Source organism: Pontibacter qinzhouensis (assembly GCF_008017455.1).
In the GTDB taxonomy this organism is placed as follows: Bacteria; Bacteroidota; Bacteroidia; order Cytophagales; family Hymenobacteraceae; genus Pontibacter; species Pontibacter qinzhouensis.
This window is the reverse complement of the sequence record NZ_VRTY01000036.1, coordinates 1-20871: the sequence shown is the minus strand read 5'-3', so window position 1 is coordinate 20871 and position 20871 is coordinate 1. Positions and strand designations below refer to the sequence as shown.

General features: G+C 48.8%; 13 protein-coding genes. 12 read left to right on the top strand and 1 reads right to left on the bottom strand.

Annotated features, from left to right (window positions below):
• Positions 1–103 precede the first annotated feature (103 nt).
• The 6 genes from FVR03_RS11050 to FVR03_RS11025 all read left to right on the top strand — a co-directional run bounded on the left by FVR03_RS11050 (position 104) and on the right by FVR03_RS11025 (position 10379).
• Positions 104–1744, top strand: coding sequence for a glycoside hydrolase family 32 protein (locus FVR03_RS11050; RefSeq protein ID WP_147921812.1), 1641 nt, complete (start codon positions 104–106; stop codon positions 1742–1744).
• 494 nt (positions 1745–2238) lie between these two features.
• Positions 2239–3432, top strand: a complete 1194-nt coding sequence (locus FVR03_RS11045) for a beta-ketoacyl synthase N-terminal-like domain-containing protein (RefSeq protein WP_255474174.1) — start codon at positions 2239–2241, stop codon at positions 3430–3432.
• A gap of 424 nt (positions 3433–3856) precedes the next feature.
• Positions 3857–6829, top strand: a complete 2973-nt coding sequence (locus FVR03_RS11040; protein WP_147921810.1) for an FAD-binding and (Fe-S)-binding domain-containing protein — start codon at positions 3857–3859, stop codon at positions 6827–6829.
• Positions 6830–7735: 906 nt separating this feature from the next.
• On the top strand, positions 7736–8893 hold the full coding sequence (locus tag FVR03_RS11035) for a Gfo/Idh/MocA family protein (protein WP_187270128.1): 1158 nt from the start codon (positions 7736–7738) through the stop codon (positions 8891–8893).
• 9 nt (positions 8894–8902) lie between these two features.
• Entirely contained in the window at positions 8903–9973 is a 1071-nt protein-coding gene (locus tag FVR03_RS11030; protein ID WP_147921809.1) for a sugar phosphate isomerase/epimerase family protein, read from the top strand.
• Positions 9974–9998: 25 nt separating this feature from the next.
• The gene (locus FVR03_RS11025; protein ID WP_147921808.1) at positions 9999–10379 is read left to right on the top strand and encodes a hypothetical protein; all 381 of its coding nucleotides are present in this window, start codon (positions 9999–10001) and stop codon (positions 10377–10379) included.
• A 494-nt stretch (positions 10380–10873) separates the two neighbouring features.
• On the opposite strand, the gene FVR03_RS11020 is transcribed toward FVR03_RS11025, so the two are convergent.
• A complete protein-coding gene (locus FVR03_RS11020) occupies positions 10874–13639 on the bottom strand; it encodes an alpha-d-galacturonidase (protein WP_147921807.1) in 2766 nt (921 codons plus the stop codon).
• Positions 13640–14235: 596 nt separating this feature from the next.
• On the opposite strand from FVR03_RS11020, the gene FVR03_RS11015 reads away from it, so the two are divergent.
• The 6 genes from FVR03_RS11015 to FVR03_RS10990 all read left to right on the top strand — a co-directional run.
• The gene (locus FVR03_RS11015; RefSeq protein WP_147921806.1) at positions 14236–15177 is read left to right on the top strand and encodes a ketopantoate reductase family protein; all 942 of its coding nucleotides are present in this window, start codon (positions 14236–14238) and stop codon (positions 15175–15177) included.
• 537 nt (positions 15178–15714) lie between these two features.
• Positions 15715–16143 (top strand): GNAT family N-acetyltransferase, encoded by a 429-nt coding sequence (locus FVR03_RS11010; RefSeq protein WP_147921805.1) that lies wholly within the window; start codon positions 15715–15717, stop codon positions 16141–16143.
• Between the two features lie 516 nt (positions 16144–16659).
• Positions 16660–17907 carry a ribulose-bisphosphate carboxylase large subunit family protein gene (locus FVR03_RS11005; RefSeq protein ID WP_147921804.1) on the top strand — a complete coding sequence of 416 codons (1248 nt, stop codon included), beginning with the start codon at positions 16660–16662 and terminating at the stop codon, positions 17905–17907.
• Positions 17907–19319, top strand: coding sequence for a four-carbon acid sugar kinase family protein (locus tag FVR03_RS11000; RefSeq protein ID WP_147921803.1), 1413 nt, complete (start codon positions 17907–17909; stop codon positions 19317–19319). The genes FVR03_RS11005 and FVR03_RS11000 overlap by 1 nt, the downstream gene beginning before the upstream one ends.
• Before the next feature lie 131 nt (positions 19320–19450).
• Positions 19451–20110, top strand: coding sequence for an aspartate/glutamate racemase family protein (locus FVR03_RS10995; RefSeq protein ID WP_147921802.1), 660 nt, complete (start codon positions 19451–19453; stop codon positions 20108–20110).
• Positions 20111–20122: 12 nt separating this feature from the next.
• Positions 20123–20871: bile acid:sodium symporter family protein (locus FVR03_RS10990; RefSeq protein ID WP_147921801.1), on the top strand; the 749-nt coding region annotated here is incomplete at its 3' end.

The window sequence follows — 20871 nt, the reverse complement described above, 5'->3', positions numbered from 1 at the left end:
AATGTCTGGGCTTAGCAGAAAAACAACGAAAATCATGATCTGAAAAAAATCCTGCGTCTTGTGTCCTTTTACTTAAATTTTAATACGTAAATTAAATAATACCATGAAAATAAAACAAGTAGTAAACAGCTTTGCTGTACTGGTAGCTGCTACAGCATTTAGCTGTAACTCAGGCACTAGCACCACCGAAACTGCCGCTTCCGAAAATCCGCAACAAAAACAGCAATTCGACGAACAGCATCGGTCGCAATTCCATTTTACGCCTCCTGCCGGCTGGATGAACGACCCGAACGGCATGGTGTACCACAAAGGCGAGTACCACCTGTTCTACCAGCACAACCCCGATACCACCATTTGGGCACCTATGCATTGGGGGCATGCTGTGAGCAAAGACATGATCCATTGGGAGCACCTGCCTATTGCGCTTTACCCGGATAGCCTGGGCATGATTTTCTCAGGAAGTGCCGTAGTGGATGTGAACAATACCTCTGGCCTGGGCACAAAAGACAATCCTGCCCTGGTAGCTATTTATACCTACCACAACATGGAAGGGGAGAGGGCAGGCCGCACCGATTTCCAGACGCAGGGCTTGGCCTACAGCCTCGACAATGGCCGTTCCTGGCAAAAGCACCAAGCAAATCCTGTCCTTAAAAACCCAGGCATACGCGATTTCAGAGACCCGAAAGTAGCCTGGTACGAAGCAGGCAAAAAATGGATCATGACCCTGGCCGTAGCGGATCATATCAGTTTCTATTCCTCTAAAAATTTACTGGACTGGAAACTAGAAAGCGACTTTGGAAAAGGCATTGGTGCACATGGCGGTGTATGGGAGTGCCCCGATCTGTTTAAGCTTCCTGTTGAAGGCTCTGACCAGGAAAAGTGGGTGTTGCTAGTGAGCATTAACCCCGGCGGACCAAATGGAGGCTCGGCTACACAATACTTTATAGGCGATTTTGACGGCAGCAGGTTTGTGATGGACAGGCAGTTTGAAACGACCCTGAAAAGCAAACCTGTAGCAGAGGCAGGAAAAGGACACGAAGGCATCTGGCTCGACTATGGCCGCGACAACTACGCGGGCGTAACCTGGGCCAATGTGCCAGAGCAGGATGGCCGCCGCCTGTTTATGGGCTGGATGAGCAACTGGGATTATGCCAATGTAGTACCCTCCGAAAAATGGAGAAGCGCCATGACCATAGCCCGCACGCTGTCACTGGAAAATACGCCGGCAGGTTTACGTGTCGTATCCAAACCTGTAAAAGAACTGGAGTCTTACGTTGCTGCAACAAATACTCTGGATGCACAAACCATCTCAGACTCCCTTGTGCTGTCAGACAAGTTTTCTGCATTTGATCTGAGCCTGGAGCTGGAGCCTGCAGCAGCCGGACGAGATTTCGCTATAGAGCTGTCTAACGGCCGGAACCAGAAAGTGCTGGTAGGGTATAACGCCTCTCAAAACCAGTATTATATAGACAGAACAAACGCCGGAGACCACAGCTTTTCAGACAAATTTGGAGGAATCCAGTATGGCCCGCGTATAGTTACTGATAAGTCTTTTAATCTGCGCTTAGTAGTGGATGTGGCTTCGGTGGAGCTGTTCGCGGATGGCGGCAAAACAACCATGACCGCTATTTACTTCCCAGACGAACCGTTTACTACCGTGCGTCTGGTAGCGGCAAAAGGAGCTTATAAGCTCTCTTCAGGTAAAATAGTTGGTTTAAAGTCTATCTGGAACCCTGCTGTTTAACATTAAAATTAAGGATTTGTAAAGTACAAGGTTAGAAAATTAACTTTCAAAAGCTTCTGCAGGTTGGCTACTGGCACCTGCAGAAGCTTTTTTTGTAATCCTATTTTCCATGGGCTAAAATTTATTGCAGGATAGAGGAAGCTTCCCGTCCTTAGGCTACCTTTGCAAAAAAAAAGGCTTAGAGAGGCCGGTTAAAAGATTTGTACTGGTTGTTACCCTTGGAGCAAAAAGGTAAAAATTCCTTCTGAAGGCCTTTTTCATTAGCATAATTTATAGCGCTGTTACTGGTGTTTAGAGTAGCACCTGCATTTAGGATTTTAAGGAGTACTACAAAAGTAACTCCAGGCGACCAGAGGTTTTAGTGTAGTTGTTATTTGGAAGGCAGTTGGCGCAGTAATAATTTTTAAAGAGTTAAGTAGTACCGAATATCATCGTAAAACAGAAGGAAGACAAGTAACAGATGAACACCCTTCTACTGATAAAGCAAGTATATTTTGTCTTATAAAGAACACATCCTGATTCGTGGGTATGGTGCTGTTTCAGCTTTAGGCCATAACCAAACCACACTTGCCGACTCTTTCCAAAAGGCCGAACCTGCTTTTCAGGTGCGTGCATTTAACGGTGCCGAAACAGCTGTAGGAGCTTTGCAACCCGCAGCTGATGAACTTTTGGCACGTCTGGCGCATGAAAAAAAGGCTTATCAGTCGTTGGACCGGACCGTGCTACTGGCCATGTACGTAAGCCGGCAAGCTGTGAAGCAGGCAGGTTGGGAGCAGCAAAAAGATATCGCGGTTAATATTGGTTCCTCAAGGGGGGCTACCGGCTTATTCGAAAAGTATGTGCAGGAGTTTCAGCAGACAGGCGTGGTGCCAGTGCAGACTTCTCCGGTTACGACGCTGGGCAATATTTCGTCGTGGGTGGCGCAGGACCTGGGTAGTTCGGGTGCTACACTCAGCCACTCCGTTACCTGCAGCACCGGCATACAAGCCATTGCCAATGCGTTTGCCTGGCTTAAAGCGGGTATGGCAACCAGGTTCCTGGCCGGAGCAGCAGAAGCACCGCTCACACCGTTTACCATAGCCCAAATGAAAGCAATCGGCATTTACTCAACTACTACCGGGCACTACCCATGCCGCCCGCTCAATTCCGAGAAACAAAACACCTTTGTATTAGGCGAAGGAGCTGCCGTATTTGCCCTCGAAAAAGTGGCTGACCACCAAGTACATCAGGCTGCCCTGCCTGCCGCAGTTCTCGAATCGGTGGGGTTTGGGTTCGAAGCCATCACTAGCAAAACAGGAATATCCCGGGATGGTGCTAATTTTAAACAGGCAGTGCAGGAGGCAATCGAGAAATCTGGAAATACTGAACCCGTTGATCTGGTGATTATGCATGCACCCGGCACAGTAGCCGGCGATTCTGCTGAGTGGCAGGCCCTGGTGAGTCTGTTCGGAAAAGAGACAATGCCTGCTGTTACTTCAACCAAATGGCTCACGGGGCATACTTATGGTGCATCTGCCTGCCTAAGCCTGGCTTACGCCTTGCAGGTGCTACAGGAGCAGCGAGTGCCTGCGTTTCCGTACCCGACTCGGTTTAGCGGTGGCAAAGCTCCTTCTCATATAAAGCGAATTTTGATAACAGCAGCCGGTTTCGGAGGCAATGCCGCCGCCCTGCTTGTGCGTAAAATATAGCCTCAGTAAGTAGTGCCGGCAGATCCTCTTCAGTAATGGAATCTACGAACAAACATTTTTTAATGTAAATTTCTAACTGATGTTACGCACTAAATATATTGAAGAAAACTTGTATTTCCTGCCTCATTAATTACCGCTGCCGTTTGAGTAGCAGATGCTCGGAGCAAAACAATGGAACATGCAGGGCTAAGGGCACCGGATGAGCTGTTAACAAATGTATTAGAACCAACTTAAAGCTGCCATATACCTGAAGATGCGTAACATCAGTTTCTAAATTAACGCTCCAAGTACTGTAAGTTCAGCAGATACCTTTAACTTACTGTGCCGATGGCGGAGGTAGAACAGTCCATATTTTGAAATTGGTACCGCTGCCTGCACCCCTGATGTTACTTTACTTGTAGAATCGAATTTATAGCTTGTAAAAATGAATGCTGCCCCACACGCTGCTGCCTTTGCTGAATTTGCAGCAAAATTCGCTGGTGAGTTTTACTATGATAACTCTCCGCTGCACGAATCGCAAAAGCTAATTTATGCCACCGATGCCTCTGTTTACCAGGAAAAACCTATAGCAGTGGCCATTCCAAAGCACGAAGCCGACCTGAAAGCCTTGATTCTGTTGGCAGACAAACACCTGCTTTCGTTAATTCCGAGAGCAGCAGGTACCTCGCTGGCCGGGCAGGTGGTAGGTAATGGCGTGGTGGTAGACATTTCGAAGTACCTGAACAAGGTGCTGGAGGTAAATGTGCAGGAGCGATGGGTACGGGTGCAGCCCGGCGTTATTCGCGATGACCTGAATGCTTTTCTGCGGCCTCACGGGCTCATGTTCGGCCCGGAAACCTCTACAGCAAACCGTGCCATGATAGGAGGGATGATCGGGAACAACTCCTGTGGTCTTCACTCCATTGTGTGGGGCGATACGCGCGAGCACCTGCTAACGGCAAAAGTACTGTTAAGCGATGGCACCGAAACTGAGTTCGGACCGCTGTCGGCGGAACAGGTAGCCGCTAAGTGCAGAGAAACCACTGTGGAAGGCAACATTTACCGCGAAATCAGCGCCATTGTTAAAAATGACCATAACAGGGCGGTAATAGAAAAGAATTACCCAAAAGCTACGTTAACCCGCCGCAACACTGGTTACGCCCTCGATATTCTGGTAGCAGATGCCGTGGCAGCCGGAACCGATGCTCTGAACCTTTGCAACCTGCTGGCCGGCTCCGAAGGTACACTGGCCTTTATAACCGAAGCCAAACTGGACCTGATTCCTTTACCGCCTAAAGCGGAAGGCCTGGTGTGCGTGCACTGCAGTTCGCTGCCGGAGGCGCTGCTGGTAAACCTGGTGGCGCTGAAGCACCAGCCCATGGCGTCGGAACTCGTAGACGATTATATTATGGGTTTCACGAAAGGGCACCCGGTGTACCAGCACAACCGCTTTTTTATAGAAGGCGAACCGGCCGCGTTGCTCATGATCGAGTTTATGGCCGATACCCAGGAGGCTATTACCGCCATGGCAAATGCCTTGGTAACAGATCTGAAGGAAGCTGGCCTTGGCTACGCTTACCCGCTCATAAGAGGAGCACAAACAAAACTGGCCTGGGATGTGCGCAAAGCCGGCTTGGGCCTTATCCGGAATTTGCCCGGCGACTCGCAGCCTGTGAACCTGATAGAAGACTGTGCCGTGTCGCCGGAAGACTTGCCGGCGTACATAGAGGACCTGCAGGTAATCCTGAATAAATACAAGCTGAAAGCCTCGTATTATGCCCACGCCGGAGCCGGAGAGCTGCACGTGGAGCCGATGATTAACCTGAAGACCTCAGAAGGAAAAGAGCTATTCCGGTTGGTGCTGCACGACACGGCGCTGCTGGTAAAAAAATACAACGGCTCGCTGAGCGGCGAACACGGCGATGGCCGGTTACGAGGCGAGTTTATACCAACTGTTCTAGGTAAAGAAGTGTATGCGCTCCTGAAACAGGTAAAGCTGGCATTTGATCCGAAGAGTGTGTTTAACGCAAACAAAATTGTGAACACGCCGCCCATGAACGAGCAGCTCCGTTACGAACCCGACAAGCAAGTGATACCGGTGGAGACGCTGTTTGATTTTTCGGAGCAGGAAGGTATTTTAAGGCTGGCTGAAAAATGCTCCGGCTCCGGCGACTGCCGCAAAACGCACGTTACCGGTGGCACCATGTGCCCCAGCTACATGGCTACCCGGCAGGAAAAAGACACCACCCGCGCCCGCGCCAACATTCTGCGCCAGTTCCTGACCAACTCCTCCAAAGAAAACCGCTTCGACCACCAGGAGATAAAAGAGGTGATGGACCTTTGCCTGAGCTGCAAAGCCTGCAAATCGGAGTGCCCCAGCAGTGTGGACGTTGCCAAAATGAAAGCCGAATTTCTGCAGCATTACTATGAGGCCAACGGGGTTCCCTTCCGGACCTGGATGGTGGGTAACTTCACCAAATCGCAGCAACTAGGTTCGCTTTTTCCGCAACTCTACAATTATGTCATCAACAACAGTGTTACCAGCAGTCTGGTTAAATCGGTCATAGGCTTTGCTGCCGACCGCTCTTTACCGAATGTTGGTACTACCACCTTACGCAGCTGGAAAAAAAAGTGGGACAAAAAACGAAGAGCAGCTGGAACAGCCCAGCCACAGCTCCGGCAGGTGAACCTGTTCTGCGATGAATTTACTAATTATAACGATGTAGAAATAGGGAAAACAACTATTAAACTGCTGACAGCGCTGGGCTACGAAGTGCATATGCCGGAGCACCTGGAGAGCGGCCGTACCTATCTGTCGAAAGGGCTGGTGAAGCAGGCAAAGGAAATAGCGAACAAAAATGTGCAGCTGCTGGCCCAGGTGGTGCAGCCGGAGGTACCCTTACTCGGCATCGAACCCTCCGCCATTCTGACTTTCCGGGACGAGTACCTGGATCTGGTTTCGCCGGAGTTACGGCAAAAGGCCCGGCATCTGGCAAACCATACTTTTTTGCTGGAGGAGTTTCTGGTGCAGGAGGTAGCGCAAGGGCATATTCGTGCAGAGCAGTTTACCGATAAGCCGCAGCTCATTAAGTTGCATGGCCATTGCTACCAGAAAGCCCTTAATGCGCTGGCTCCAACACACAGCATACTGTCGTTGCCGCTAAACTATGTGGTGGAGCAGATACCATCGGGTTGCTGTGGTATGGCGGGTTCGTTCGGGTATGAGAAAGAGCATTACGACGTTTCGATGAAAATCGGAAGCCTCGTACTTTTCCCGGCAGTAGAAGCCCAGGCTCATGACACCCTTATTGCAGCCGCCGGCACCAGCTGCCGCCATCAGATAAAAGACGGCACCAAACGGCAGGCGCAACACCCCGTCGAGATTCTCTGGCAGGCATTGAAAGTACAGCCGGTGTAGGCTTAAAATTGCAGGATGAACCCTTGGATAAAATTGAGGAAAATCTCTTTGGAAGGCCTATTTCATTAGCATAATTTCTCTTGTGCAAAAAGTGGAGGTTTATGTTCCGAGGCTTCCCCGCGAGAACTTAAAGAGATAATTGACAATAAAACTCTCCAGCTTCCTGCTGAGTGGCGGCAGTGCTGCCAGTTACCCTGTACGGCACTCCGAAGCCATTGCAGCAACCTGCCCGGAACAGAGTTCCTCCTGATGCCTCGAAAAGAAGGATTTACCTCCGGAAGACAATTAAGCAGCAATAATAAGTTTTCATACCTACTGAGCTTCACCACTTTTTGCACAGGAAATATTTATACCAGCTACTAAACAAGACTACCACCTGAAGCAATGGCACTGGCACATAAAATAAAAGGAGCTAGTGCATTTACTATGTTAACTAAGTTTGTAACCATAGTTGCTGAATTCGACCACAGGCTCCTGAAGAGATACTAGCGAAGCCACAATTATCACCATACTTAAATAGAGCGCCATAGCTTACCGGAATCTGTGTCACCATTTATATAAATTATAAAAAAATGTTTATTGTGATTTGTGTGTCGTTTTTCTCAACGCGATACAATCTCTGGAACCAGTAATTAAGAGGAAGTATATATAATTGCCGCGCAACTTAAATGTTTCTAATCAAAATGGCCTTCCAAAGCTTTTTGGCCAAAAATACGCCAAGGGTATAAGTCTGTTGCTTCTATTTTAGTTGATGCCAAAGTGTTGATTCACAACCTTAAAGCTCCTTTTCTGCACCACTTCATTATAATTTAATATCAATTTTCTGATAGTTTAAGAAGGATAATTCTGTATTTTTTACTAACTAAGATTCGTAAACTGATTTCTGAAACTTCATTAAAGTAAAAGATGCATAAAAAACTCAGACTCGGCATGGTAGGCGGCGGACAAGGTGCTTTTATTGGCGCTGTTCACCGCATAGCTGCCCAACTCGATAATGCTTATGAACTGGTGTGCGGCGCCTTCAGCAGTAACCCCGAAAAATCGAAGGCCAGCGGCGAAATGCTGGGCCTGTCGCCGGAGCGGGTATATGCCACTTACCAGGAGCTATATGAAAAAGAAAAGCAGCTTCCGGAAGACCAGCGGGTACAGGTCATCAGTATCGTTACGCCGAACCATGTGCACTTCGAGCCGGCCAAACTCGCCCTTGAAAGCGGTTTCCATGTTATCTTGGACAAACCAATGACGTATTCGCTGGAAGAGGCGCTGGAACTGCAGGAGGTGGCAGACCGTACGGGCAAGCTGTTCTGCCTCACCCACACCTACACAGGCTACCCCATGGTGAAAGAAGCAAGGCAAGTGGTGGCTTCGGGCAAGCTGGGCAAGATCAGGAAAGTATATGTAGAGTACCCACAAGGCTGGCTCAGCACCTTTGAGGAAGGCGGCGAAAACAAGCAGGCATCATGGAGAACAAACCCCGAGCAAAGTGGTAAAGCCGGCGGCATGGGCGACATCGGCACGCACGCCTTTAACCTGGCTGAATATGTAACGGGGCTGGAGGTGACGCAACTCTGTGCCGATATTAACATTGTGGTGGAAGGCAGAAAACTCGACGATGACGGAGCTGCTTTTCTGAGGTTTAACAATGGTGCCAGCGGAGTTCTAATGGCCACGCAAATTGCAGCAGGAGAGGAGAACAATGTGAAAATTAGGGTGTACGGCGAGAAAGGCGGTCTGGAGTGGCAACAGGAAATAGCCAACACCTTGCAGGTTAAGTGGCTCGACAAACCAACTGAGGTTTACCGCACCGGCGGAGGCTACACCAGCTCATTTGCCCAACACAATACCCGTACCCCAGCCGGTCACCCCGAAGGCTACCTGGAGGCTTTTGCTAACCTATACCGCAACTTTGCCCTCTGCGTTACCGCCACGCTTGCAGGCGAAGCACCGGAGCCGGAGTGGCAGGATTACCCGGGCATAAAAGAAGGCGTGCGTGGCATGGCTTTTATAGAGCATGTAATCGCCTCCGGTAAATCAGATAAGAAATGGATTGATTTCACAATTTAAACCGCACCTATGAAACAAATAAAAGGACCTGCCATTTTTCTGGCGCAGTTTTTAGGCGATACCCCACCCTTTAACAACTTAGAATCGATATGCCGCTGGGCCAAAAGCATTGGTTTTGAGGGGGTGCAGCTCCCTACCTGGAACAGCCATTACTTCGACCTGCAAAAAGCAGCCGAGAGCAAGGGCTATGCAGAAGATATAAAAGGGCTGGTAGATAGCCAGGGCCTGCAAATTACGGAACTTTCTACGCACCTGCAGGGGCAATTGGTGGCCGTAAACCCGGCCTACGATCAGCTGTTCGACGGATTCGCTCCCGAAAATTACAGGAACAACCCCAAAGCCAGAACGGAGTGGGCCGTGCAGCAGCTGAAGTATGCCGCCAAAGCTTCTCAAAATTTAGGGTTAACGGCGCATGCAACCTTTAGCGGTGCGCTGCTGTGGCACACGGTTTACCCCTGGCCGCAGCGCCCCGCCGGTTTGGTCGAAGATGGCTTTACGGAACTGGCCAACCGTTGGCTGCCCATCCTGAATGCTTTCGATGAAGCTGGTGTGGATGTTTGCTATGAAATTCATCCGGGCGAAGACCTCCACGATGGCATCAGTTACGAGATGTTCCTGGAGAAGGTAAATAACCATGCCCGTGCCTGCCTGCTTTACGACCCATCGCATTTCGTGCTGCAATGCCTCGATTACCTGGCTTACATCGACCATTACCACGAGCGCATCCGGATGTTCCATGTAAAAGATGCCGAGTTTAATCCTACCGGAAAGCAGGGTGTGTACGGCGGTTACCAGGGGTGGGTAAACCGTGCCGGCCGCTTCCGCTCCTTAGGCGATGGGCAGGTAGATTTTAAATCGATTTTCAGCAAACTAACGGCCTATGGCTTCGATGGCTGGGCTGTAATGGAGTGGGAGTGTGCCCTGAAGCACCCTGAAGACGGAGCTGTGGAAGGAGCAGCCTTTATAAAAGACCACATTATCCGGATAACAGAAAAAGCCTTCGATGACTTTGCCGCATCAGGAATAGATAAAACATTAAACAAGAAAATATTAGGTTTAGGCGATACGCCGGCGCTTTAGGCATATAAATTGTGCTACCAAAAAGATGAAACAGAACCACTACGAATCACCTGTTTCTGCTACGCTACATACTATGGAACAAGAAGGCAGCTGGAGAAAAGACGAAGAAGGTTACATGGATTTTAATCCGCCACAGCTTCAGCGGTTATACGAGGCGGTAACTGACCAATACCACCAGGTTTACAACCAATACCTGGAGGAATTTGATGATGACGACGAAGCCTATTACAAGGCATTGGACGATGGCTACGAAATGACTACGGATTATAAACTCATTGATGAGCAGGAGCAGTTTACCACCACCTACATTACGCCTTCTTTTGAAATAGATATCTGGTACGAAGTGGATGAGCTGACAAACAAACGCGTTTACGATAAAGGTTTTATAAGAGTCAGAAGAAGATAAGGTAGTAGTAAAGCTGCAAGCCTATTTAGTTACATCTCCTTGTCTTTTTATCTTTTTAAGTAACATGACACAAGACTTTTCCTGAGTCACTATGTTGATTATCCAGAATGTGAGTCATTCATAATTAGATGAAATCGGATTTTTAATTTGGTCCTGGTCTTTATCAGTTTCTGCATAGCAATCGAAAATATGAACTTTGCAGACGCTGTAGCTTTACCACTTAGCACTTATTACCAGTCCTTGGGTTGAGCATCTTGCTTCGAAGCCAGCAGATGCCCTACAAGGAACATACCCTTTACCCCTGTAGTGCGTAACATCGAATTATTCCAATGAAAATAACCTCCGTAAGCATTTTGAGTGCTTAACCCATCAAGGGTATAGCACCTCATTCTTAAAATAAAAAAGAGAGACCTGTATGGCCTCTCTTTTTTATTTATGCGGCATTATGATGTTACCACTGTTCTAAGCAGTTCTTGTAAGAGCTGCCTGCTGTTCTACTCAAACAGCCAGTCTATGTCTTTGGTACTTCCAGCTAAACCAGCATCGTAGATCCTTACTTCCTGGTTACCATCTATAAAGCCTAGCAGCAGGAGGGCTCCTTTTGGCAGGTGAAGCGTGTGGTTACCTGCACCAAAGGAGTAAGAATGCACATTTACAGGAGGCATGTCTCCGGCTACCACTGCATTCGAAATCTTTATTTCTCCCTGCCCGTAGTCGTTGGCGGTGGCATCTGTTTCGAGTTCAGGGGATCTGGCAAAGTTTGGGCTTTGCTCACTGCCGTAGGCCACCGGTTTGTTAAAATACCCTACCAGCAATTTAACTGGTCTAGAAGCCGTAAACCGGAGGGTTGTTCCTTCTGCTACCTGTTTGGCTTTGGCAAAACGCATTCCTTTCAGCCCACGAAGTTCGGGCGCAACATCTTTTATGAGAACCGTGGTGTCGGCAAAGAGTTTCTGGCTTTTACCCAAGGTATAGGAGCCTTCGGTTCTGGATTGCAGAATGACATGCGCGTTTTTGTAAGGCGTAATTTTAGCAGCTGTGGCAACTCTCTTCGTCTTCAGCGAATCGATACGTTGCTTAAAGGTTGCCAACTCTTCCTCATACACTGGTAGCACTTCTTCCCATAGTTTAAACGCTCCGTCAGCAGCCCGAATCGGTATTTTTCGCTGAGGGGTTTGCATACTGTTGGCGTACAGATAGGTGTCTTTGGTCAGGTTTACCAGTTCCCGGTAATGCTCCACGCTCTTCTGGAGGTGTGGCAGCGCCTTCTCCAGGTCGGCCACATCTTCGGAGTATTTGTAACGCACTACGGCAATAGCGGCTTTAATTTTTTCGGAGTAGTGGTTGGCCATGGCATTGTAGCAGTAAATGTCGTTTTTTAGCCGGCTGAATTCAGCACTGTTCTCAGTTGCGGCACCTGCTACTCTGTCTATGGCTGCCACTGCTTTGCGGCCGTGCTCCACAATTTCGTTTGCCACCTGTAAAGGCGTTTCACCAACATGCGGCTCTTTTTTCCATTCTTTCTCGCCATACTCTATAATCATTTCTCCTTCAGGTGCCTCCGACTCATAGAGCATAGTGAAGAGGCTGTAGCGGAAGGGGTTGATGAACTGTGTCATCAGCATGCCCAGCGTCATGGTTTGACGGTTGCCGTCTGTAATGCCTACGCGGCGCAGTATTTTCGGGGATATTTCACCAACCTCCTCGTGTGCTTCCAGAACATCTTTGGCTTTATCGGCAGGCATCCCGAATTTCTGTGCTAAGCGCTCAGACCAGTAGGCTATTTCTTCGTTGCGATCTCTCTTGGCTTTCCAGGCATAGCGGGCCCAGGCTTCGTACCACATCCAGTCACGTTCTACCTGCAGCAGTCGCTCACTTGTTTTATCGGCGGAGTAAGGCCAGTCCCAGTAAGAGGCCTGCGGGTAAAGGTGCAGAGCATTCGATTCGTATACATCGTGCATGGCAATCACACATTTCTGAATAAAGTCGGGCGAGCTGTAACGGAATGGTTCCAGGTTGGCCAGAATATGTACATTTTGAACATGCACCGTACCGATGCGGCTCAGGCTGCGGTGCAGTTCTGCCCATTTCCCGCGGGGGGTGTAGGTGGTGAGGGCCTCGCCGTTGTACTTAGCCATGGTGTAGAGGTTCTTGTAAATCGGCAGCGCGGCTTTCATAACGGCGGGTGCATCGGTGTCGTGGGCACGCAGTACAATAGGAGGTTCTACGGTTTGACCGGTTGCCTTCAGGCCATCCTGCACGCCTGGTATAATTGTTTTTGTGAACCAGTCCACATCATCCTGGCCAACACCTTCCATGGCTTCTCCGAGTGTTATCAGCAAGCCCACATTCGGGTACTTCTCTACAAAAGCCGCAATAGATTTGCGGGTGTAGTCTGACAAAAGCGGAGTAATGGGCCGGTTACGATCCTGTGTTTTGATCCCGTGTTTTTCCGCAAAAGGCTTTGAAACGATGATGTTGTAGAACATCTGTATTACCCAAATGCCGCGTTTCTCTGCCTCTTCTGTTAAAAAGCGGAACATTTCTTCATTTTTGGCGAAAGTTTCCTCATCCACCTCCAGCGCATAGGGGTAGTCAGGCAGTTTAACAAGTGAGGCGAAGGGGTGGCCGTTCCAGAGGTAAAGAGAGTTGTAGCGGTTCTCTACCATCATGTCGAGGTACTGAATCCATTGCTCTTTGTCGTAGAGCCACGGAAATTCCTCTTCGGTGTAGGGGTATTCGTACACCGTGCGTCCCGGCAGGTAATATGGTTTCTGAACACCGATGGCCGTTCCGCGCAACACCATCTCCGGCTGATCTGTCAGTTGCAGGCTGGCTGGTAGCTCTCCTTGCTTCTTTACCTGGTCGGCCAGCTCCAGGCAGCCATACAGCGCACCAGAGGCATCGGTACCTGTAATGGTGGTAATCTGTTCGGCGGTAGCAATTGTAAAGCCCTCTTTGCCAGCGGCGTTTGTGTTGCCCGGGGCATCAGCAGCGGGAGTAGGCAAGAATGTAGCGGTATATCTAACCCGTATTTGCCGACCCTTTTTCGGCTGCTTGTCCTGTGTTACCAGTTTAACCGGGTAACCGGCAGTTTCCAGTGCCTTTTGTAATTTTTCGGCTCCGAAACTAACCCGCGATGGGGCTTCCTGTGGTATCACCACGGTAATTGTTTCTCGTTTAGAAGAGTTGATGTCGCTTTGCCTGCAGGAGCTGAATAGCAGGAACAGCAGGGGCACCAGAAGTAAAATCCGCTTCATGTGGTCTGTATGTGTATGGTCGTTAAAATAATGGATTATGGCCCAAGGCACCTGCTACTGCCTCCATGAGTACAGAACAAGTGTTCATTCGTTCAAAAGTAAGCATTCGGCACAAAGTAATCAAGCTGTATATTTATTAGTGAAAGAATTATGTATATAAGAATAATTATTCCTCGCCAGGCTGCAGCAGATTTAATTCAAAACCTTGAATTCTGGAAGTAAATAGATTTCGTAACCTTGACTAAAAACTAGCAAAAAAGCTTTAGAAGGCCATTTTCATTTGAATAATTTATATTTGTGACAAGGTAATGGCAGGCTTTTAGAAAAATTAAGGAATAGGAAAATTGTTCTCCATTTCATCAGCAGGATAGCTAGCTTTATAGCGTATTAGCACTAAACTAACTAAATTAATTTAAGAAGACCCTTGGCAAGTTTTTAATGGAAAGTCTTTCGGAGGCTGTTTTCATTCGAATAATTCAGAATTTTAAATGCAGAAATAGGGTGTTTTAAATAAAACTTACTTGCTAATATTTAGAATTGCTTCAGGTTAATTGTTATTTAAAGGAGGTGAGGTTTTCTGATAAAAAATTTAAACTATGACAAAGGCAAAAACTCGAATCGGAATTGCAGGTATAGGTGGTGTTGGCGGATTTGTAGGGGCTCCACTGGCTGCTTACTACGCCCATAACCCGGATCTGGAAGTTGTGTTTATTTGTAAAGGACAAACGCTGAAAGCTATTGAGGAAAAGGGACTTATATTCAGAAGTGAAGGACAGGAGAGGGTGGTAAAACCTGACCTGACAAGTGATGACCCTGCCACCATCGGAGTGTTAGATGCCCTCTTTTTAACAACTAAATCGTATGCGCTGGCCGAGGTGCTGCACACTTACAGCGACTGTATAGGGGAAAATACGCTGTTGGTGCCTCTGCAGAACATGGTGCATGCGCAGGAGATAATCCGGAACGTGCTCCCAACGAAAGGAAAGGTGCTGGAAGGCTGTATATATGTGGTATCTAATAAGGTGGCACCTGGCGTGGTGGAGCACAGAGGCGGACCCGGTAAAATTGTTATCGGAGGCGATGCTGCCGCCGCTGGCTGGCTGGTGCAGGCAGTAACAGCGGCTGGCGTGGACCTTAGCTTCAGCGAGCATATACAGCAGGTGCTCTGGCAGAAATTCCTGTTTTTGTCGCCGGTTGCTGCGCTAACCACAGCTTATCAGAAAAACTTTGGAGAACTGGCTACAGCTGAAGAGCTACTGGAGGAACTGGAGCAAATGATGCTGGAAGTTAAGGAATTAGCTGCAACAAAAGGCGTAACTTTAACTGATGAAAATATAGCAACGGCGAAGGCGTTGCTCCAGAAGTTTCCGGCAGATGCTAAAACCTCGCTGCAACTGGATTTTGAGCAGCACAACCGCAACGAAAAGGCTTTTCTGATAGATTATGTGCTCCATAAAGCAGCAGAAGCAGGCATAGCTGTACCTGCCTACGAGCAGGTTAATAAAAGAATTTCCGAACTATACCCTGTTCTGAGTTAGGTACTGCCCCTGCTTCAGGCAGTATTTGCTAAAATAAAAGCAACGGGTGTAATATGTAATAAGCCACAAGTTTCACGACACTAAACTTTTTTAAGTTATTGTTTTGAGATCAATGCTTGGTGTGAAATATTTTGAAATGACTTTGTATAAATAACCGAGGCTACGCACGAAGGATATTCACTTAAATTTTATAATCCCAAGCCAACGAATTAATTTGCTGGCGCTGTAGCTGAGGCTCGTAGCGCAAATCCCAGTTCTTGGGTTAAGCGCCTTTGCAGGTTCCGGTGCCGCGGCAGCCCGCTTGCGGACAGGAAAGATGCAGCAGCGCGATGCCCAAGAACGGGGCCCCTCTAATATAGGGCCCCTTTCCCAGCCGCGAGCGCTAAGACTTTTCCTATAGAACGAAATAGATTGAGGGCACCGGATAAAGCTGTTACCAAATGTACTTAGAACTAACTTTAAGGTGCCACATACCAGCAGGTGCGTAACATCAGTAAACAATTTTGTTCAGGTATTCCTTAAAATTAAACAAGTATCATGTTCACCATCAGAATAGCAGAGGCAAACGATAGTGCTGGTATCGCTGCCTTGACGCAGGAATTAGGCTACCAGGCTTCTGCAGCAGACATAGCTGTAAGGTTGCGTAACTTATCGCAGAGCCAGCAGGATGTGGTGCTGGTGGCGGCCACACCAGGGCAAGTGGTTGCCTGGCTTCATGCTTTTGTCTCTGTTAGAGTTACATCGGCTCCCTTCGTCGAAGTTGGCGGATTAGTGGTGCAGGAGGAGTCCAGAGGCCAAGGCATCGCTACAAAACTACTGCAGGAGGTAAGCACCTGGAGCCGCCGACAGGGCATCAGCAAACTAAGAGTAAGGTGCAACGTGAACCGGGAAGAAACCCACCGATTTTACCATAGCAGAGGCTTCAGCGAAACCAAAGAGCAGAAGGTATTCGATCTGCACCTTTAGCGTGCCAAGACACAATAGAAGAATAGCAGCCTGGTCAGGCTAAAGCACCTTTCTTATAATGGAGAAAGTACCTAGAACCAATCTAATAAACGTGCGGTTTTTAGTTTTTCACCTGTATCTGCCTTTAATCTGCAAATTTATCAGCAAGAAGCTCGATCCTTTAAATATAAATTATTACTTTACATGTGAATTTTGGGTTTGCGCAAAAACCTGCAGCTTACTAAAGGTGTTTTCCTGTGAACAAACATAAAATTTAGCAGGTTTAGGCAGTTCAGCAGTTTACTGGCTTAGATGTACAGCAGGAGCAACCCTTGGCGCATATTAACCAGAAAAGCTTTGGGAGGGTAAATTCATTTAAATAATTACGCTATTTTTTTAAGCTTACATGTAACAAACGGTAGTTCAAGGGTGGTTTACATATAGTTACTTGAAGCACCCTAAACAGAATAAACATAAACCCAAAACCATAAATCAAAACTCATTAAACGAACTGCCCTGGGGGCAACAGCATACGCTATGGAAAGAATAACAGCCACTTATTTTATCGAAACGCCCTATGAACTGGAAAAAGCGGCAGCCGTGCTGGCCGGTGAACAATCTTCTGGAACTTTTGTGGCTGTGCCCGGAGAAACCGAAGAACTAAAGCAACGCTTTGCCGCTCGCGTAGAAGCCATAACCCCGCTCGAAACAGTAAATGAACCGGCCATACCTGGTGCCGTGTCTGCAAAAGGGCAATACCACCGGGCTATGATAAATGTCTCCTGGTCTATCGAGAACTTTGGCTATAACCTGCCAACCATGGTCTCGACGCTACAAGGCAATTTATATGAGATAACCCAGTTCACGGGCCTGAAACTGATGGACCTGGAAGTGCCTGCCTCGTTTGCTGCCCACTACAAAGGCCCCAGGTTCGGCATAGATGGCTGCCGCAAGTTAACGGGTGTAGAAGGTCGTCCGCTTATCGGCACCATTATTAAACCAAGTATTGGCATGACACCCGAGCAAACCGCAGCCTTGGTTAAGACACTGGCAGAGGCTGGCATCGATTTTATTAAAGATGATGAGTTGCTTTCTGCTTCCGCTAATTCCTCTTTCGAAAACAGGGTAGATGCCGTGATGCGTGTCATAAACGACCACGCTGATAAAACAGGGAAAAAAGTGATGTATGCCTTTAATATTAGCGATGAAATCGATTCTATGTTAGCGCGTTATGATAAAATAGTGGCAGCAGGAGGCACCTGCGCTATGGTGAGCCTGAACAGTGTGGGGCTGGCCGGTGCAAAAAAAATATGTGACCAGGGCCAGCTTGCCATCCACGGTCACCGGAACGGGTGGGGCATGCTGAACCGGCACCCTCTGCTCGGTATCGAGTTCCCGGCTTACCAGAAGCTATGGAGGCTGGCAGGCGTAGACCAGATCCATGTTAACGGCATCGAGAACAAATTCTGGGAGTCTGACGATTCGGTGGTGAAGTCGATTGATGCATGCCTGAAACCGATGCTGGGTGGCTACTCCGTACTACCAGTGGTGTCATCGGGGCAGTGGGGAGGTCAGGCACCTGAGACTTACCGCCGCACCCAAACCACCGATCTGCTTTACATGGCGGGTGGCGGCATTATGGCGCATCCCGATGGCCCTACAGGCGGTGTGGTAGCACTAAACCAGGCTTGGGAGGCAGCAGTTAATGGCCTTTCTGTAGAAGAAGCGGCTGCGCAATACCCTGAGTTTTCTAAATCGGTTGAAAAATTTGGCTCAAAGAAATAATGGCAAAACCCGCTAAACTTTTGCTGGCCTACTACGGCGACGACTTTACCGGCTCTACCGATGCGTTGGAGTTTCTGAGCAGGGCAGGCGTAAAAACGGCGCTGTTCATTCAGCCGCCTACGCCGGAACAACTCGCGCGCTACGAAGGTTTGCAGGCAATTGGTGTTGCAGGCATGACCCGTGCCATGGCGCCTGCCGAAATGGAACAGGAACTGAAGCCGGCCTTTGCAGCTTTGCGTACCTTAGGTGCTGCCCATGTGCACTACAAAGTCTGCTCCACCTTCGATTCTTCTCCTGCTATTGGCAGCATCGGTAAAGCCATAGAGGTTGCCACCGAGATATTTCAGGCCCGCTTTGTGCCACTTTTAGTAGCAGCACCTGCACTGGGTAGGTACTGCGCTTTCGGAAACCTATTTGCGCGCATGGGCATCGGGAGCAAGGGCACGATTCACCGCCTCGACCGGCACCCCTCCATGAGCAAACACCCCACCACACCTGCCGATGAGAGCGACCTGCGCCTGCACCTCTCTCGGCAAACAAGCAAAAAGATCGGCCTGCTGGATATTTTGCAGGTGGTGTTGCCAGAAGCCGAAGCGAGAAAAGCCTTAGAGAATACGTTAGCCGAAGGTGCCGAAGTTGTTTTGTTTGATGCTATTTATGAAAACCAGATGGCCGGTATCGGGAAATTAATAGATGCTTTCGCCACACCTGAGAAACCGCTTTTTTCGGTGGGTTCATCCGGCATCGAAATGGCATTGGGTAACTACTGGCAGGAGGCGGGGCGGTTGCAGGCACCGCAGTACTGGCCCGATCTGGGGGTGGCGGAGCCGTTACTGGTTGTATCGGGAAGTTGTTCTCCGGTAACCTCGGGCCAGATTGAATGGGCTGTATCGGAGGGAGGCTTTACTCAAATAGCGCTCGACACCGCTGCCATTGCCCGACAAACTGAAGCTGCCCACGTTATTGCGGCTTGTGCTGCCGAGGCCATTGCTACCATAAACAAAGGCCGGAGTGTAATTGTGCACACCAATTGTGGCGGAAATGATACTCGGCTAAAAGAAACTAAGCAAATACTGGCTAAAACTGGTGACAAATCGCAGACGGCTCAGCTGTATGGCACTGCTCTTGGACAGATAGCCCGGGAAGTGGCTGCTCACACAGTCGTAAGGCGCGTGGTGATAGCCGGTGGCGACACTTCGAGTTTCGCGGCCAGAGCCATGGGCATAGAATCTGTAGAAATGGTGGCACCGCTCTCGCCTGGTGCGCCCATCTGCAAGGCTTTTGCACCAGGCTCACCGATTGATGGCCTCGAAGTTAACTTTAAAGGTGGACAAGTTGGCTCCCCTGATTATTTTGGCTTAGCCTCACAAGGTAAAGCTCTCAGAACAAATCAGCAACTCACAAATTATTAAACAGATGGAAAATGCTTCTAGATGGGCCACTGCAGCACCTTTTCCACTATTTCTAATTTTGAATTTTGAATTTTTATTTTGGTGAAGCTCCAAGGCAAATCTACCCTTAACATTCTAAATACCTAAACCAGATGAAAAAGAAAACATTAGGCCTGATTCATACATCAGCCACTTTAGTACCTGTATTTCAGCAACTCTGCCAAGAATCGTTGCCCGATGTAAATGTGTTTAACATCGTGGATGACAGCCTTATAAAAGATGTAATTGCAAAAGGCGAATTAACAGCGGCTACATCGCGAAGAGTGGTAGATTATGTTGGCTCTGCAGAGGCGGCCGGTGCCGACTACATTATGGTAACTTGTTCCTCGATAGGAGCTGCCGTAGAAGCTGCAGCAGCACTCACAAGCGTGCCAGTATTGCGCGTAGATCAGCCTATGGCAGACCTTGCCGTGCAAACCGGAAGCCGCATTGGCGTTATAGCTACATTGCCAACAACCCTTGGCCCCACCAGCGACCTGGTAAAACGCAGGGCAGCAGCGGCAGGCAAAGAGATAGAACTAACCTCTAAACTCTGTGAAGGTGCTTTTGAGGCGCTTATGAGTGGCGATGCTGACAAACACGATGCCATGGTGGCGGCGGCATTAAAGGATCTGTCAGGCCAGGTAGACGTTATTTTACTGGCCCAGGCATCTATGGCCCGTGTGGTAAATGGTCTGGACGAAGAAACGAAACGTGTGCCGATTATTGCCAGTCCGCCACAGGCAATCAAACATCTGGCCACCGTGCTATAAATGAAGCAGCCTATGATCACTTTGCGCAAAATCTGCCTGGGCATTGCCGGGCTTTCGCTCCTTCTGTTGCTGGTGGGCCTGCTGCTGGGAGATTTGGCTATCTGGCAACCAGCCGCGGTGAGCGCTGCAGTTGCTATCGCTATCGGTATTGGGGCTATTCCTGCCTTAAAAGGATATCAGTATACCGCCTGGATTCTGACCGCCGTTGTGGCTGGCATGATCTACCCGGCCGCTTTCCTGAGCTGGGGCGATTTCGATTTGCGTAATAAGTGGTTGATCCTGATTGTGGTGCAGCTGGTTATGTTTGGAATGGGCATCCAGATGAGCCTGCGCGATTTCTCAGGTCTGGCTACATCAGGTCGTGGGGTGCTTATCGGGTTGGTGTCCCAGTTTACCATCATGCCCTTAATTGGTTTTCTGTTAACCAAAATATTCCACTTTGATCCAGAGATTGCTGCGGGCATTATTCTGCTGGGGGCCTGCTCCAGTGGTTTAGCCTCTAACGTGATGGTATACATAGCGCGCGCCAACCTGGTCTTGTCTGTAACGGTTACCGCCATCGCCACGCTCATTGCCCCCTTTATGACACCTTTCATGACAAAGCTCTTTGCCGGCACCATGATCGAGATAAAGTTCATTAACATGATGATGGAGATCATCAAGATCGTGATCGTGCCCATAGGTGCTGCCTTGCTGCATGACTACCTGAAAAAAGCGTCTCCGAAAGGCTGGCGAACAGTACAACTTATCGCTTTTGGATG

What these genes read in the sequence shown, in the direction of transcription:
- FVR03_RS11050 (WP_147921812.1), top strand. Translation starts at nt 104, where the DNA reads ATGAAAATAAAACAAGTAGTAAACAGCTTTGCTGTACTGGTAGCTGCT.
- FVR03_RS11025 (WP_147921808.1), top strand. Translation starts at nt 9,999, where the DNA reads ATGAAACAGAACCACTACGAATCACCTGTTTCTGCTACGCTACATACT.
- FVR03_RS11035 (WP_187270128.1), top strand. Translation starts at nt 7,736, where the DNA reads ATGCATAAAAAACTCAGACTCGGCATGGTAGGCGGCGGACAAGGTGCT.
- FVR03_RS11030 (WP_147921809.1), top strand. Translation starts at nt 8,903, where the DNA reads ATGAAACAAATAAAAGGACCTGCCATTTTTCTGGCGCAGTTTTTAGGC.
- FVR03_RS11005 (WP_147921804.1), top strand. Translation starts at nt 16,660, where the DNA reads ATGGAAAGAATAACAGCCACTTATTTTATCGAAACGCCCTATGAACTG.
- FVR03_RS10995 (WP_147921802.1), top strand. Translation starts at nt 19,451, where the DNA reads ATGAAAAAGAAAACATTAGGCCTGATTCATACATCAGCCACTTTAGTA.
- FVR03_RS11000 (WP_147921803.1), top strand. Translation starts at nt 17,907, where the DNA reads ATGGCAAAACCCGCTAAACTTTTGCTGGCCTACTACGGCGACGACTTT.
- FVR03_RS11010 (WP_147921805.1), top strand. Translation starts at nt 15,715, where the DNA reads ATGTTCACCATCAGAATAGCAGAGGCAAACGATAGTGCTGGTATCGCT.
- FVR03_RS11020 (WP_147921807.1), bottom strand. Translation starts at nt 13,639, where the DNA reads ATGAAGCGGATTTTACTTCTGGTGCCCCTGCTGTTCCTGCTATTCAGC.
- FVR03_RS11015 (WP_147921806.1), top strand. Translation starts at nt 14,236, where the DNA reads ATGACAAAGGCAAAAACTCGAATCGGAATTGCAGGTATAGGTGGTGTT.
- FVR03_RS11040 (WP_147921810.1), top strand. Translation starts at nt 3,857, where the DNA reads ATGAATGCTGCCCCACACGCTGCTGCCTTTGCTGAATTTGCAGCAAAA.